This is a genomic window from Pseudomonas imperatae, from assembly GCF_057128625.1.
In genome coordinates, this window is sequence record NZ_JBSKHP010000013.1 from 1 (window position 1) to 15,790 (window position 15,790).

12 protein-coding genes and 1 pseudogene are annotated in these 15,790 nt (G+C 64.6%); 7 read left to right on the forward strand and 6 right to left on the reverse strand.

All coding sequences use genetic code 11. From position 1 onward, the window contains the following. Positions 1–60: 60 nt before the first annotated feature. Positions 61–1,566 (reverse strand): annotated as a pseudogene (locus ACWKWX_RS17385) (TonB-dependent receptor); the annotation flags it as partial. Positions 1,567–1,774: 208 nt separating this feature from the next. Here ACWKWX_RS17385 and ACWKWX_RS17390 point away from each other — a divergent pair. Together ACWKWX_RS17390 and ACWKWX_RS17395 are read left to right on the forward strand one after the other, a co-directional pair. Beyond that, positions 1,775–2,455 carry a Fe2+-dependent dioxygenase gene (locus ACWKWX_RS17390; protein ID WP_483828444.1) on the forward strand — a complete coding sequence of 227 codons (681 nt, stop codon included), beginning with the start codon at positions 1,775–1,777 and terminating at the stop codon, positions 2,453–2,455. Between the two features lies 1 nt (position 2,456). Beyond that, complete coding sequence (locus tag ACWKWX_RS17395) at positions 2,457–3,209, forward strand: tetratricopeptide repeat protein (RefSeq protein ID WP_483828445.1); 753 nt, start codon at positions 2,457–2,459, stop codon at positions 3,207–3,209. 107 nt (positions 3,210–3,316) lie between these two features. Here the strand turns inward: ACWKWX_RS17395 and ACWKWX_RS17400 are convergent, their stop codons facing one another. Further along, positions 3,317–4,480, reverse strand: coding sequence for a type III PLP-dependent enzyme (locus ACWKWX_RS17400; protein ID WP_158152702.1), 1,164 nt, complete (start codon positions 4,478–4,480; stop codon positions 3,317–3,319). Positions 4,481–4,960: 480 nt separating this feature from the next. Here ACWKWX_RS17400 and ACWKWX_RS17405 point away from each other — a divergent pair, with 480 nt between their 5' ends. From ACWKWX_RS17405 to ACWKWX_RS17415, 3 genes are all read left to right on the forward strand, one after another. Next, positions 4,961–5,533, forward strand: a complete 573-nt coding sequence (locus tag ACWKWX_RS17405) for a hypothetical protein (RefSeq protein WP_483828446.1) — start codon at positions 4,961–4,963, stop codon at positions 5,531–5,533. Positions 5,534–5,683: 150 nt separating this feature from the next. Then, a complete protein-coding gene (locus ACWKWX_RS17410; protein ID WP_483828447.1) occupies positions 5,684–6,880 on the forward strand; it encodes a sigma-70 family RNA polymerase sigma factor in 1,197 nt (398 codons plus the stop codon). Positions 6,881–6,942: 62 nt separating this feature from the next. Next, positions 6,943–9,363, forward strand: a complete 2,421-nt coding sequence (locus tag ACWKWX_RS17415; protein ID WP_483828448.1) for a TonB-dependent siderophore receptor — start codon at positions 6,943–6,945, stop codon at positions 9,361–9,363. A gap of 104 nt (positions 9,364–9,467) precedes the next feature. On the opposite strand, the gene ACWKWX_RS17420 is transcribed toward ACWKWX_RS17415, so the two are convergent. The 4 genes from ACWKWX_RS17420 to ACWKWX_RS17435 are packed head-to-tail and all read right to left on the reverse strand — an operon-like array spanning position 9,468 to position 12,896. Then, positions 9,468–10,634 carry an osmoprotectant ABC transporter ATP-binding protein OsmV gene (locus tag ACWKWX_RS17420; protein WP_416422462.1) on the reverse strand — a complete coding sequence of 389 codons (1,167 nt, stop codon included), beginning with the start codon at positions 10,632–10,634 and terminating at the stop codon, positions 9,468–9,470. Continuing rightward, positions 10,631–11,284 (reverse strand): ABC transporter permease, encoded by a 654-nt coding sequence (locus ACWKWX_RS17425; protein ID WP_416422463.1) that lies wholly within the window; start codon positions 11,282–11,284, stop codon positions 10,631–10,633. Before ACWKWX_RS17425 ends, ACWKWX_RS17420 begins: the two co-directional genes overlap by 4 nt. Beyond that, positions 11,281–12,195 (reverse strand): glycine betaine ABC transporter substrate-binding protein, encoded by a 915-nt coding sequence (locus ACWKWX_RS17430; RefSeq protein WP_416422464.1) that lies wholly within the window; start codon positions 12,193–12,195, stop codon positions 11,281–11,283. The genes ACWKWX_RS17425 and ACWKWX_RS17430 overlap by 4 nt, the downstream gene beginning before the upstream one ends. 14 nt (positions 12,196–12,209) lie before the next feature. After that, positions 12,210–12,896: an ABC transporter permease gene (locus tag ACWKWX_RS17435; protein WP_416427535.1), complete on the reverse strand. Its 687-nt coding sequence runs from the start codon at positions 12,894–12,896 to the stop codon at positions 12,210–12,212. Positions 12,897–13,364: 468 nt separating this feature from the next. Between ACWKWX_RS17435 and ACWKWX_RS17440 the strand changes: the two genes are divergently transcribed. Then, positions 13,365–14,108 carry a phosphatase PAP2 family protein gene (locus tag ACWKWX_RS17440; RefSeq protein ID WP_483828449.1) on the forward strand — a complete coding sequence of 248 codons (744 nt, stop codon included), beginning with the start codon at positions 13,365–13,367 and terminating at the stop codon, positions 14,106–14,108. Between the two features lie 98 nt (positions 14,109–14,206). Then, positions 14,207–15,790 carry a peptide chain release factor 3 gene (locus ACWKWX_RS17445; protein ID WP_416422466.1) on the forward strand — a complete coding sequence of 528 codons (1,584 nt, stop codon included), beginning with the start codon at positions 14,207–14,209 and terminating at the stop codon, positions 15,788–15,790.

Genomic DNA, 15,790 nt, shown 5'->3' on the forward strand with positions numbered 1-15,790 from the left:
AACGCTTGGAATATCGCAACGACCAGAAGCCATGGGCTAACTCACCAGCAACTTGAAAGTGTTTTTACACACTCTGGTACGGAAGCTGTCGTAGCGCGCGCCCAGGTTCAGCAGCCATTGCGGGTCCAGCTCGATGGTGTCGAAGGCATAGATGGCGCGGGTGTTGGCCACGGTGTCGACATCGCTGGCGTGGCTGCGGGTGATGGTACCGGTGTAGGCGTCATCGGGGTTCGGGTTGCTCAGCGAGGTGCAGGTGCCGCCGTAGGTTTCGCCTGGCTGGCAACCCACGCCACCTGGCGAGGCAGCGGTCGGGTTGGTGTTGGCCGGGTTGCTGAAGGCGTAGCCGCTGACCTTGCTTTCTTCACGGGTGAACTCGACACCGGTGGAGTAGCTGTTCTTGAACCCCAGCACGTTGAACTCGCCAAACAGGTCGGTCTGGTTGGTGGTGGTCTCGGTGGTGCTGACCCGGGCGTTGGCGCGGCGCCACACGGTGCCGTATTTGTTGACGTTCTTCTGGCTGTCGTCTGGCTGGGTCAGGATGTAGTCCTGGCCGGTGTTGCCGTGGCGCAGGGTATTCTTCAGCGTCATGGTGTCGCTGAAGTCGTGTTCGAAGGCGATGGTGCTGATGTCGGCGCGGGTCTTGCGGAAGTCGCGGTCCTTCAGGCCGTAGAAGTTGTTGCTGTCGCCGCCGTCGGTAGGCTTGTCGTGCACGTGGGCGGTGGCGGTGGAGGAGCTGTAGCCGTACGGAATGCCCGAGTCCGGCAGGTCGTTGCTTTCCACGTGGTAGTAGCTGAGGTTCAGGCGGTTTTCGGTGCCCAGGCCGAAGGTCACCGACGGTGCCACGCCCCAACGGTCGTAGTTCACCGCGTCGCGGCCGGCCACGTTCTGCTCGTGGCTCATCAGGTTCAGGCGGAAGGCCGCGGTGTCGAGGAACTTGCGGTTCACGTCCAGGGTGTAGCGGCGGGTCTGGTCGGAGCCGTAGGTGAAGCCGCCGTCAAGGAAGTCACGGTCCTGGGGCAGCTTGCTCACCAGGTTGATGCTGCCGCCGGCCGAGCCGCGGCCGCCGAACGCCGAGTTCGGACCCTTGCTGACTTCCACCGACTCGATGTCGAAGATCTCGCGGGTCTGCGCGCCGGTGTCACGTACGCCGTCCAGGTAGGTGTCGCCCTGGGCGTCGAAGCCGCGGATGAACGGGCGGTCGCCTTGGGGGTTGCCGCCTTCGCCGGCGCCGAAGGTGATGCCGGGCACGGTGCGCAGGGCGTCCTGCAGCGAGGTGGCGGCAGTGTCCTTGATCACCTGCTGCGGGATCACGGTGACCGAGCGTGGGGTGTCGGTCAGCGGTGCGGTGTATTTGCTCGAAGCCGACTTGGTGGTCTGGTAGGAAGGCTCTTGCGCCTCGCCGGTGATGCTGGTGGCGCCCAGCGAAATGGCGCCGGTCTGCTTGGCGTCGGTGTCTTCGGCGGCTTGTGCGAACTGCGCGACCGAAGCGGCGCCCAGCGCCATGCCGATGGCGGAAACCAGCAGGCGTGGCGAGCTGACAGGAACATAAACGTGTTGGCGTGACATTGTTTTTGGCCTTCCCCAAGGTGTTCGAGGCGGCGGAATGTAGGGTAAATGAAATTAGGTATCAATTGCGACACGGTGCTATCCGCACTGAATTTACATTCTTTACACATTTTGCTTACGGTTTTTACAATTTCGTACGTCAGACAGTTGTACACAGTCAATAAGAATCAATACCATTAGCGCCCTCACGTTTTCAGGTGCCTTTGCCATGCTGCTGCACATCCCCGGAATATTCTCCCCTGAGGAGGTAGCGCGCATTCGCCAGGCCCTGGAACAGGCGGACTGGGCAGACGGCAAGATCACCGCCGGGCACCAGTCGGCCAAGGCCAAGCACAATCTGCAGCTGCCCGAGGGGCACCCGCTGGCGGTGGAAATCGGCGCGGCGATGCTGGAGCGCCTGTGGCAGAACCCGCTGTTCATGTCAGCGGCGTTACCGCACAAGGTGTTCCCACCGTTGCTGAACTGTTACACGGCCGGTGGCAATTTCGATTTCCACATCGACAACGCCGTGCGCCAGGCCCGCGGCAACCCGGAGCGGGTGCGCACCGACCTGTCCTCAACGCTGTTCTTCAGCGACCCCGACGAGTACGACGGCGGCGAGCTTGAAATCCAGGACACCTACGGCACCCAGCGGGTCAAGCTGCCGGCCGGCGACCTGGTGCTGTACCCCGGCACCAGCCTGCACAAGGTCAACGCCGTCACCCGCGGCACCCGTTTCGCCTCATTCTTCTGGACCCAGAGCCTGGTGCGCGAGGACAGCCAGCGCGCGCTGCTGTTCGAGATGGACGGCGCCATCCAGAGCCTGAGCCGCGACGTGCCCGACCACCCGTCGCTGGTGCGCCTGACCGGCACCTACCACAACCTGCTGCGCCGCTGGGTGGACGTCTGACATGGGCTTCGAGCTGCGCCGCGCAGAGATCCTCGACGCCGAGCGCCTGAGCGCCATGCTCGATGCCAACCCGGCGCGCGCCGCCCAGGCCATCCTGACCGCGGCCCGCGCCGGCATCGTCGATGCCCAGGCGCTGCTGGGGCAGATCCTGCTCGACGGCCAGGGCATCGAACGCGACCCGGCGCTGGCGCGCACCTGGTTCGAGATTGCCGCCAACGGCGGCCACCTGATGGCGCGCAACATGCTCGGGCGCTGCTGTGAGCATGGCTGGGGCGGTGCGGCGGATGCCGGGCAGGCGGCGCTGCATTACCGCGAAGCGGCCGCCGCTGGGCTGGATTGGGCGCTGTACAACTACGCCAACCTGCTGGGCACCGGCCGTGGCGTGGCCCTGGACCATGAACTGGCGCTGGTCTGCTACCGGCGCGCGGCGCTGATGGGCCACGCCAAGTCGATGAACCTGCTGGGGCGCTACCTGGAAAATGGCATGGCCTGCGCAGCCGACGTGGCCCAGGCCCATGACTGGTACCGGCGTTCGGCCGAGGCCGGGGATTTTCGCGGGCAGTTCAGCCACGCGGCGGTGCTGGCCGAGGCGGGCAGGGTGGACGAGGCGCTGCACTGGCTGCAGCGGGCGCTGGAGGGCGGCAACCTGAACTTCCTGCGGGTGAGCGGGCCGGCGTTGTTGCAGGCCAATGACGCGCGCGTGCGGGCGATGGCGCAGGCCTACGCGGCAAAGGCCGCGGCGTTGAATGCCTGAGGGACGCGGCTACGCAGATCTCCGTAGCAGCGGCCGCAGGCCGCGTCATACCCCCCCCAAAAAAAAGCCCGGGCACATGGCCCGGGCTTCTTCATTGCCGCAAACGCTTAGATGTAGAACGACTTCAGCGGCGGGAAGCCGTTGAATTCCACGGCGCTGTAGCTGGTGGTGTAGGCGCCGGTGGACAGCCAGTACAGGCGGTCACCGATGGCCAGGTTCAGTGGCAGGCCGTACTTGTAGTTTTCGTACATGATGTCGGCGCTGTCGCAGGTCGGGCCGGCGATGACCACTTCTTCCACTTCGCCTTTCTTCTCGGTCCAGATCGGGAACTTGATGGCTTCGTCCATGGTTTCGATCAGGCCGCTGAATTTGCCCACGTCGGTGTATACCCAACGCTCGACGGCGGTACGCGACTTGCGGGCAACCAGTACCACTTCGCTCACCAGGATACCGGCGTTGGCGATCAGCGAACGGCCCGGCTCCAGGATGATTTCCGGCAGGTCGTCGCCGAAGTCTTCCTTCAGGAAGCGGATGATTTCTTCAGCGTAGGTTTCCAGGCTGTTGGTACGGGTGATGTAGTTGGCCGGGAAGCCGCCACCCATGTTGATCAGCTTCAGGTGGATACCGTCTTCTTCCTTCAGGCGCTCGAAGATCACCTTCACCTTGGCGATGGCGGCGTCCCACACGCTGATGTCGCGCTGCTGCGAACCCACGTGGAAGGAGATGCCGTACGGCACCAGGCCCAGGTCACGGGCCAGGATCAGCAGGTCCATGGCCATGTCGGTCTGGCAGCCGAACTTGCGCGACAGGGGCCAGTCGGCAGTGGTCGAGCCTTCGGTGAGGATACGCACGTAGACTTTCGAACCCGGGGCGGCCTTGGCGATGTTGCGCAGGTCGGCTTCGGAGTCGGTGGCGAACAGGCGCACGCCCTTCTCGTAGAAGTAGCGGATGTCCTTGGACTTCTTGATGGTGTTGCCGTAGCTGATGCGCTCAGGACCGACGCCCTGGCCCATGACCTTGTCCAGCTCGTAGATGGAGGCGATGTCGAAGCTCGAACCCTTGTCACGCAGCAGGTCGATGATTTCGACCGCAGGGTTGGCCTTGACCGCGTAGTACACCTTGGCGAATTCGAAGCCGGCGCGCAGGTCGTCGTAGGCCTGGCTGATCATCTGGGTGTCGATGAGTACGAAAGGGGTTTCTTGCTTGTCGGCGAACGCCTTCATTTTCTGGAAGGTTTCGCGCGCGAAATAGTCTTCGACCTGGATCGACATGCTGGGGACTCCTGCTGGCAAACGTTGAAAATATTCATGGGTGAAGGTGGCACCCGGTGCACACCTCTCTTGACCGCCCTCCGTATCCCCACTTTGGTTCGCCTACTTCCCAAGGCATGTCGCCGAAAGCAAAAAGGCCACTGGAAGCATGCTTCCTCATGGCCTTGCTGTCTCGTCGTCAGTACTTGAGCCGGATGGATCGTTTCCAGCATGGACGGTCGGCGCGAACTTTAGGACGTGAGGGGCTCAAGATCAACTAAAAATGTCGCGTTTTTACACGCGTTCGTCGTGGCGTCCTTTTCACCTCTTTAGTAACCGACCCACATGACAGCCTGATGTTCCCGGTGTTTGGCCGGCGGGAGACGTTTCACGCTGACTATCGCCCGCCAGGATGCCCACACTGGCCCCCGCTCCACAGCAACGCCGGGCAAGCCGCCCGACGCCAAAACACTGCGTGCGCAAGCACAGGGAACTATCGACATGGGTTGGATCAATCGAGAAAAATCGTTCGTGGCCGAGGTCAAGTGCCAGACGCCACATTTCGAAGGGCATTGGGACTGCGCGGAAATTCTGCTGGACGGGCCAGGGCAGGAGCGGCGCAAGTCAGTTGAATGGCTGACCGTGACCAATTACCCCGAAGGTGAGCGCCACCTGTTCCAGTTCGACTGCTTCTACGACGAAAAGGGCTACGCCGGCTATGACATCCGTTCCTACACCTACGGCCAAGGGCGACGCTTCAACAGCATCGGCCAGCGTTTCGGCTTCAGCAGCGGCGGCTACATCGCCCTGTATCCGTTGAAGCCCACGCCCGAGATGCTGTGGCAACCTTATATATTCGCCGACGGCCAGCCACAACCTATCCTGGAGGTGCTGAAAAATGGCCGGCTGGACAACGTCCGTATCGAAACCCGCCACGGCCGCACGCTCAAGCCCTACAAACGCTACGACGCCCACCGCAGCTGGTACTGCTACGTCAATGACGAGTCAGGCCCCGCCATGGAGCTCACCTTGCACATCCAGCAACTGGGCAAGGAGCACAATGACGACCATTGATCACGGGTAGGTCAATGCCCCGTCGAAGTGGCGTCCCTGCCACTTCGGCGCGTCGTCTGTCACTCAGCGGACGGCACTCTGTAACAGTTGCAATACATTAATGGTAACCATTACCATTCGCGCCCTCTCTCCCCTCAGTAGCTGCCGACCATGACCTCCAAGCTGCGCGGCCACCCCGGTTTTCTCGAGCATTATCAGGAGCTGCTGGGCGCCTGGACGCGCCGCCTGCGCGACCGTGCGCGCGCCGAGGACCTGACCCACGACGCCTTTGTGCGCGTGCTGGAAACCCCGGCCGCGGAGGTGCAGCAGCCACGTGCCTACCTGCATCAGGCCGCGCGCAACATCGCCGTGGATGGCTACCGCCGCGAAGACCGGCGCGCCGCGCTGGAGAGCCTGGCGCTGGCGCCCGACGCGGCCGCCGGCGCCGACCCCGAAGCGTTCGTGCAGGCGGTGCAGCTGGCCGACGCTGTGGAAAAGGCGCTGGACGAGCTGCCGCCCAACTGCCGCAAGGTGTTCGTCTGGCAGAAGCTGGAGGGCCTGAGCCAGGCCGAGATCGCCGAGCGCATGGGCCTGAGCCGCAACATGGTGGAGCGCTACATGATGCGCGCGCTCAAGCACCTGCGCGGGCACCAGGCCATTCGCTACGTGGTGGCGGCCAGTATTGTCGCGGCTGCGGTATGGCTGGGCTGGTTCACCCAGCTGCGCCACGACCCGGCCTACCAGGGCCAGTTCGCCACGGTGCTGGGCGAGCGGCGGCAGTTCGACCTGCCGGACGGCTCGCACCTGGAGCTCAACAGCCGCACGCGCTTGTCGGTGAGCTTCGTCGACGGCCAGCGGCAGGTCACGCTGCAGGAAGGCGAGGCCATGTTCAGCGTCGCCCATGACCCGTTGCGGCCGTTCGTGGTGAGTGCTGGCGCCGGCACGGTGACGGTCACTGGCACGCGCTTCGACGTGCGCCGCGACCCCGACCAGGTGCAGGTGGCGGTGGAGTCCGGCACCGTGCGGGTGCAGGGCCATGCCGCGCCGGTGGTGCTGACTGCAGGCCTGGGTTCGCGCATTGGCGAGGACGGCCAGGTGAGCCCGGCCGCCCCGGTGAACACCGCCGACCTCACTGCCTGGCGCAGCGGCAAGCTGGTGTTCAGCGCCGCGCCGCTGAGCGAGGTGGTGCGCGAAGTGTCCCGCTACCGCCAGCAACCGCTGCACGTCAGCGGCAAGGCCGCCCACCTGCGCCTGAGCAGCGTGTTCAAGGCCGATGACACCGATGCCCTGCTGCGCGCCTTGCCGAGCATCCTGCCGGTGAGCGTGCGCACCCTGGCCGACGGTTCGGCAGAAATTATCGCGCGCTGATTCAGGTTTTTTTGCCCTGGTTCGTCTTCCTGGCCAACTGTAACTTCAGGACAAGCCACGACGTGAACAACAACAAGCTCAATGCGTTAACCCTGGGCCTGCTGGCCATTACCTTCGGCAGTGTCGCCCCCCTGGCGTTTGCCGACCAGGCACCGGTCAGCGTGCAGATCCAGGCCCAGCCCCTGGCCGCGGCGCTGAACCAGCTGGGGCGGCAGACCGCGCTGCAACTGTTCTTCAGCCCCGACCTTGTGGCTGGCAAGCAGGCCCCGGCCGTCGCCGGCAACCTGGCGCCCGAGCAGGCCCTGAAGGCGCTGCTGGCAGGCAGCGGGCTGACCTATGAGATCAACCAGGGCAGCGCGGTGCTGCACGCCGCCCAGCCGACCGCCGCCACAGGCAGCGTCGAGCTGGCGCCCACCGACGTGAAAGTGGTGGGCGACTGGCTGGGCGACGCCGACAAGACCGTGGTGCAGAACCACCCCGGCGCGCGCACCGTGGTGCGCCGCGAAGCCATGGTGGAGCAGGGCGCGATGAACGTGCGCGACGTGCTGCGCGGCATCCCCGGCGTGCAGGTGCAGGACTCCAACGGCACCGGTGGCAGCGACATTTCCCTCAACGTTGGCGTGCGCGGCCTGACCTCGCGGCTGTCGCCGCGCTCCACGGTGATGATCGATGGCGTGCCTGCGGCGTTCGCCCCCTACGGCCAGCCGCAGCTGTCCATGGCGCCGATTTCCGCCGGCAACCTCGACAGTATCGACGTGGTGCGCGGCGCCGGTTCCGTGCGCTACGGGCCGCAGAACGTCGGCGGGGTGATCAACTTCGTCACCCGCGCCATCCCCAAGGACTTCAGCGGTGACGTCAGCACCACCCTGGAAACCTCGGCCCACGGCGGCTGGAAGCACACCGAGTCGACGTTCCTCGGCGGCACCGCCGACAACGGCCTGGGTGCAGCCCTGCTGTACACCGGGGTGAACGGCAACGGCTACCGCAGCAGCAACAACGGCAACGACATCGACGACGTGCTGTTCAAGACCCACTGGGCGCTGACCGACAGCGACGAGCTGTCGCTGAACTTCCACTACTACGACGCCCGTGCCGACATGCCCGGCGGCCTCACCCAGGCCCAGTACGACCACAACCCGTACCAGTCCGACCGCGACTACGACAACTTCACCGGCCGCCGCAAGGACGTCTCGCTGAAGTGGCTGCACCAGATCGACGACGCCACCCAGCTGGAAGTGCTGACCTACTACACCGACAGCTTCCGCGGCAGCACCATCGCCGCCCGCGACCAGAAAACCCTGTCGTCCTACCCGCGCAGCTACCACACCTTCGCCGTGGAGCCGCGGCTGTCGCACCTGTTCATCGGCGACAGCGTCAGCCAGGAGGCCAGCATTGGCGTGCGCTACCTGAAGGAGGCCATGCACGAACAGAGCAGCCGCCTGGCGCTGATCGACAACACGCCCACGGTCACCCCGACTTCCGACGGCCATATTTCCCAGGACCGCACCGGCGGCACCGAGGCCACCGCGTTCTACATCGACGACAAGATCGACGTCGGCAACTGGACCATCACCCCCGGCGTGCGCTTCGAGCACATCAGCACCGACTGGCACGAGCGCCCGGTGCTCGGCACCAACGGCGTGCGCGTGCAGGCGAAGGACCGCAGCGTCGAGAGCAACGAACCGTTGCCGGCGCTGAGCGTGATGTATCACCTGTCGGATGCCTGGAAGCTGTTCGCCAACTACGAGACCTCGTTCGGCAGCCTGCAGTACTTCCAGCTGGCCCAGGGCGGCATCGGCAACCAGACCGCCAGCGGCCTGGAAGCCGAGAAGGCCAAGACCTACGAGATCGGCACGCGCTATGACGACGGCACCTGGGGTGGCGAGCTGACGGCGTTCTACATCGACTTCGACCACGAGTTGCAGTACATCAGCAACGACATCGGCTGGACCAACCTGGGCGCCACCCAGCACCAGGGCATCGAGGCCTCGGCGCACTACGACCTGGCCGCTCTGGACCCACGCCTGGATGGCCTGAGCGCCAACGCCGGGTTCACCTACACCCGCGCCACTTATCAGGGCGATATCCCGGGCTTCAAGGGCCGCGACCTGCCGTTCTACTCACGCCAGGTGGCGACCGCCGGGTTGCGCTATGAAGTGAACCGCTGGACCTGGAACCTCGACGCCTTCGCCCAATCGAAGCAGCGCGCGCCGGGCACCGGCATGAACGCCGATGGCAGCTTCAACGGCAACTACATCACCCAGCCCAGTGCCGATGGCCAGTATGGGGATATGCCCGGCTACGTGACCTGGCAGGTGCGCGGGGGGTATGACTTCGGCCAGCAGCTGTCGAACCTGAAGCTGGGCGCCGGGGTGCGCAACCTGTTCGACCGCCAGTACTTCACCCGTTCCAGCGACAACAATTCGGGCATCTACCTGGGTGAACCGCGGACGTTCTATGTGCAGGCCAGTGTCGGGTTCTGATTGGCGTCGGTGTCGCCTTCATCGCGGCCAAGGCCGGCTCCTACGCCAACCGTGGTAGGAGCCGACCTTGGTCGCGATGAGGCCACCGCACATTTACCTGCCAATCAGGCTGGGGTTTGCTCCACCAACTCCGCCGGCGACACGATGTTGGTCTTCATCCCCCGCGAGCGGCCCGAGCTCAGGTACGCCGCGATGGATTCCTGGGTCACCTCACCCAGGAATACGTTTTCGGCATTGAGCACCGGCAGCCACGCGCGGTTGAACTCGTACATGCGCGACAGCAGGATGCGCAGGTGCTCGTCGTAGGCGGCGGTGGCGTTGAACGGGCGCAGGTAATCCTGGCAGGTGCCCTGCTGGCGGTGCAGGTCGCGGCGGCGCACGTAGCCCATGGCTTTATTCTGGGCGTCGGTCATGACCACGTAGCGGCGGTCGTGCTCGTCCATCAGCTCCAGGGCATCGGCCACCGGCGTCTGCGGGCTGACCGACGGCGCGTTGTCGGCGGCGTCCTCGGCCTTCACCAGCAGCAGGCGCTTGAGGGTGCTGTCCTGGCCCACGAAGTTGCTGACGAAGTCGTCCACCGGGTGCGCCAGCAGGGTGTCCGGGTGGTCGATCTGCAGCAGCTTGCCGGCACGGAAGATGGCGATCTTGTCGCCCAGCTTGATGGCCTCGTCGATGTCGTGGCTGACCATGATCACGGTCTTGTTCAGCGCCCGCTGCATCTCGAAGAACTCGTTCTGGATCATCTCGCGGTTGATCGGGTCGACCGCGCCGAACGGCTCGTCCATCAACAGCAACGGCGCATCTGCCGCCAGCGCGCGGATCACGCCGATGCGCTGCTGCTGGCCGCCCGACAGTTCGCGCGGGTAGCGGTGCAGGTACTGCTTGGGCTCCAGCTTGATCATGCTCATCAGCTCGCGGGCGCGCTCGTGGCATTTCTGCTTGTCCCAGCCCAGCAGGCGCGGCACCACGGTGATGTTTTCCTCGATGGTCATGTTCGGGAACAGGCCGATCTGCTGGATCACGTAGCCGATGTTGCGGCGCAGGGTCACCTCGTCAAGGCCGGTGGTGTCCTCGCCGTTGATCAGCACCTTGCCCGAGGTGGGCGTGATCAGGCGGTTGATCATTTTCAGCGTGGTGCTCTTGCCGCAGCCCGACGGGCCCAGGAACACGCAAATCTCGCCTTCGTTGACGGTCAGGCTCACGGCGTCCACGGCCTTTACTTCCTTGCCGTTGCTGGTGAAGGTCTTGGTCAGGTTCTGGAGTTCGATCATTTGAGTAATCCTTTGGGAGTCAGGGCGCGTTGCAGCCATTGCAGGAAGAGGTCGGCGATGATCGCCAGGACGCTCACCAGCACGGCGCCGACGATCAACATCGACATGTCGCTGCGGCTGATGGAAGTGAGGATAAGTACACCCAGGCCGCCGGCACCGATGGTGGCGGCGATGGTCATGACGCCGATGTTCATGACCACGGCGGTGCGCACGCCAGCCAGGATCACCGGCACCGCGATGGGCAGCTCGACCATGCGCAGGCGCTGGCCGAAGGTCATGCCGATGCCACGCGCGGCCTCACGGATGCCCGGCTCCACGCCGGTCAGCGCCAGGTAGGTGTTGCGCATGATGGGCAGCAGCGAGTAGAGGAACACCGCGGTGATGGCCGGCAGCGGCCCCAGGCCCTGGCCGAACTTCGAATAGAAGGGCAGCAGCAGGCCGAACAGCGCGATGGAGGGGATGGTCAGCAGCACCGTGGCGCTGGCCTGCATCACCCCGGCGGCGGCGGGGAAGCGGGTCATGACGATGCCCAGGGGCACGCCCACCAGAATCGCCAGGCTCACCGCCACGCCCACCAGGGCGATGTGCTGGCCGGTCAGGTGCAGCACCTGCGCCCAGTCCAGGTGGGAAAAGGTATCGAGGAAACTCATGGCTGCTCCTTCGCGGCGGCGGGCACGGGGTGGTCACGCAGGAACTCGGCCGCCACGGCGGTCGGGCTCAGGTGCTGCACGTCGACCTTGGCGTTGAGCTGGCGCATGGTCTCGTCGTCCAGCAGTTCGGCCAGCGGTTTCAGGTCGGCGGCCAGGTCCGGGTGGGCGTCGAGGAAGTCCCGGCGCACCACGGGCGCGGCGGTGTAGTCGGGGAAGTAGTGTTTGTCGTCTTCCAGCAGCTTGAGGTGGAAGGCGTTCAGGCGGCCGTCGGTGGTGTACACCAGCCCCGTGAACACCTGGCCGTTGCGCAGCGCGGTGTAGACCAGGCCGGCGTCCATCTGGCGAATATCGCGGCGGGTGAACTGCAGGTCATAGGTCTGGGTCAGGCCCACCAGGCCGTCGGAGCGGTTGGCGAACTCGGTGTCCAGGGCCAGCACGTGGCCTTTTTTCGGTTCATCGCGCAGCACCTGGTTCAGCTGGCTGATGGTGTTGACCTGGGGGTAGGCCTTGGCGATGTTTTCCGGCAGGGCCAGGGCGTAGGTATTGCTGAACTTCGACGGGGTCAGCCACACCAGACCTTTCTTGGCGTCGAGTTCCTTGACCCGCTGGTAGGTGGCGGCGCTGTCGAGTTTCTCGGTCACGTGGTTGTAGGACACCAGCGACACGCCGGTGTATTCCCACACCATGTCCAGCTGGTTGGTCTCCTGGGCGCTGCGCGCCAGGTTGCTGCCCAGGCCACTGGTGACCTGCACGTTGTAGCCTTTCGAATCGAGGTATTGCGCGGTGATGGCGGCCAGCACCGACTGTTCGGTGAACACCCGGGCGCCGAGGCGCACCAGCGGTTTTTCCGCAGCGTGGGCAGCGCCCGCGCACAGCAGGGCCAGGCCCAGCAGCATGCTTGGTACTTTCATGTGATTTCCTTCGCTCAGCGAGTCAGGCCGCGTTCCAGCCACAGGCGGCTGGCCATCGACACCAGGCCGTCCAGCAGCAATGCCAGCAACGCCGTGCAGGCGGCGCCCAGCAACAGTTGCGGCTGATTGTTCAAGGCGATGCCGGGGAAGATCAGGCTGCCCAGGCTGTTGGCGCCAATCAGGAACGACAGCGGCGCGGTGCCGACGTTGATCGCCAGGGCCACGCGCACGCCACCGACAATGATGGGCACGGCGTTGGGCAGTTCGACCTGGAACAGCACTTGGCGCGGGGTCATGCCGATGCCGACGGCGGCTTCCTTGAGCGAGCCCTGAACGTTTTTCAGGCCTTCGTAGGTGTTGCGCACAATGGGCAACAGGGAAGCGAGGAACAGGGCGAAGATGGCCGGGCCGCTGCCGATGCCAAGTATGCCCAGGGCGATGGCCAGTACGGCCAGGGGAGGGACGGTGTTACCGATGTTGAAGATTTGCATGAAGCGTTCGGCGCGGCCAACCATGTTCGGTCGGCTGAGCGCAATGCCGGCGGGGATGCCCACTAGCAGTGCGGCGGCCATGGAGGCCACTACCAGGATCAGATGCGCTTGCAGGTAAAACAGTAAATCTTCTTGGTACTGCTCGATGGTACTGATGCCGATCCAGTGGACCAGCAGGGCCAGGATGACGACGGCAGCCGCACACCCCATCAGCCCCTTGCCATAGCGAATAGCCACAGGCGGACTCCTATTTTTTCAGTCGGCGCACCCACCGTCGGTGGCGACAGCCATGCCTGGCGGTCAACGGTGGGTTCGCGAGAAGCAGCGCGCGGACGGCTGTGGAAACAGCGTCGATGCGCGCCATAAGCGCAGCCTCGTCAGGCTGACTTGCCGTTCTTGCAACACCCTGACGAATGGTCGAATCAGGGGAGTGGACGTCTCCGCTTATTAAAAGGTTCCCATCTGCGGCAGCATTTGGCCACCCTTAATTGACCCAGCGGTGTGGCGGGCGTGGAAAACACGACTACAATCGCCTGCCTGTTTTTGACGAAATTTTGACCAGTCAAAAGCGTATAGTCCACGCCGCGCGGCCCATGGGGCCGCACGCCTGCGTCATTTGAACCCTGGGCGCCCGACGCTCCGGGTGCCGCTTCTTCCGCTCGTGGACTACCCAATAAAATGCTACCTACCTTGCCGCGACCCACGTCACGCCCGTTGAACCTCTGGATCGGCCTCGGCATTCCTGCCGTCATCGCCATCGCCCTGTGCCTGCTGGAACTGACCGACATCGACATGGTGATCGAGCAGTGGTTCTACGACCCGGTGCAGCAGGCGTTCGCCGGCCGGCACAGCTACTGGCTGGAAAACGTGCTGCATGACCAGGCCAAGCGCGTGGTGATCGCCATCGGCGTGCTGGGCGCCCTGGGTTACCTGGCCAGCTTCCTGGTCAAGGGCCTGCTGCCGATCCGCCGTGAACTGGCGTGCCTGGTGGTGGCCATGTCGCTGTCCACCAGCTACACCGCGCCGCTGAAAGCGCTGACCGGCGTGCAGTGCCCCTGGAGCGTGACCGAGTTCGGCGGCACCCAGGCCTACAGCAAACTGTTCGAGCACCGCCCCGCCACTTCCAGCCCGGGCCGCTGCTGGCCGGGTGGCCACGCGGCCACCGGTTTCACCCTGTTCTCGCTGTTCTTCGTGCTGCGTGACCGCCGCCCGCGTATGGCCCGCGCCGGCCTGGTGTTCGCCTTTGGCCTGGGCACGGTGTTCTCCATCGGTCGCATGATCCAGGGCGCGCACTTCCTGTCGCACAACATCTGGGCGGCGATCTTCTGCTGGCTGATCTGCCTGGGCACCTACTACGTGATGCTGTACCGCCCGCAGGCCGCCACCGACAAGTTGCCTCAGGCCGCACCCGCCGCGGCCTGAGCCCCTGGCGACGGGCGAGTTGGACGCATGGTTCCAGCTCGGCCCGGGTTCAGCTATAATCGGCGCCCTTTTTTGAATCACCTCGCAGGCGATTTCCCATGACCCAACAGGCCGCCGAAGTCGCGAAACGCCGCACTTTCGCCATCATTTCCCACCCGGACGCCGGTAAAACCACCATCACCGAGAAACTCTTGCTGATGGGCAAGGCCATTGCCGTGGCCGGTACCGTGAAGTCGCGCAAGTCCGACCGTCACGCCACGTCCGACTGGATGGAGATGGAGAAGCAGCGCGGCATCTCCATCACCACCTCGGTGATGCAGTTCCCGTATCGCGACCACATGGTCAACCTGCTCGACACCCCCGGTCACGAAGACTTCTCCGAAGACACCTACCGCACCCTGACCGCGGTGGACTCGGCGCTGATGGTGCTCGACGGTGGTAAGGGCGTAGAGCCGCGGACCATCGCCCTGATGGACGTGTGCCGCCTGCGCGACACGCCTATCGTCAGCTTCATCAACAAGCTGGACCGTGACATTCGCGACCCGATCGAGCTGCTCGACGAAATCGAGGCGGTGCTGAAGATCAAGGCGGCGCCCATCACCTGGCCGATCGGTTGCTACCGCGACTTCAAGGGCGTGTACCACCTGGCCGGCGACTACATCATCGTCTACACCCCAGGCCACGGCCACGAGCGCACCGAGACCAAGATCATCGAGAAGCTGGACTCCGATGAAGCGCGCGCCCACCTGGGTGACGAGTACGACCGTTTTGTCGACCAACTGGAGCTGGTGCAGGGCGCATGCCACACCTTCAACCAGGACGAGTTCATGAACGGCCAGATGACCCCGGTGTTCTTCGGCACCGCCTTGGGCAACTTTGGTGTCGACCACGTGCTCGACGCCGTTGTCGACTGGGCGCCGCGCCCGCTGGCCCGGGTGGCCCACGAGCGCACCGTGGAACCGGTGGAAGAGAAGTTCACCGGCTTCGTGTTCAAGATCCAGGCGAACATGGACCCCAAGCACCGCGACCGCATCGCGTTCATGCGCATCTGCTCGGGCAAGTACGAGAAAGGCATGAAGATGCGCCACGTGCGCACCGGCAAGGACCTGCGCATCGGCGACGCCCTGACGTTCTTCTCGTCCGAGCGTGAGCAGCTGGAAGAAGCGTTCGCCGGCGACATCATCGGCCTGCACAACCACGGCACCATCCAGATCGGCGACACCTTCAGCGAAGGCGAAGCCCTGGGCTTCACCGGTATCCCGCACTTCGCCCCGGAGCTGTTCCGCCGCGTACGCCTGCGTGACCCGCTGAAATCCAAGCAACTGCGCCAGGGCCTGCAGCAGCTGGCCGAAGAGGGCGCCACCCAGGTGTTCTTCCCCGAGCGCAGCAACGACATCATCCTGGGCGCCGTGGGCGTGCTGCAGTTCGACGTGGTGGCCAGCCGCCTGAAGGAAGAATACAAGGTGGAGTGCTCCTACGAGCCGATCACCGTGTGGTCGGCCCGTTGGGTTGATTGCGCCGACAAGAAGAAATTCGAGGAATTCAAGAACAAGGCCGTGGAAAACCTGGCGGTGGACGGCGGTGGTCACATGACCTACCTGGCGCCTACCCGGGTGAACCTGGCGCTGATGGAAGAGCGCTGGCCTGACGTGAAATTCCGCGCGACGCGCGAGCACCACTAA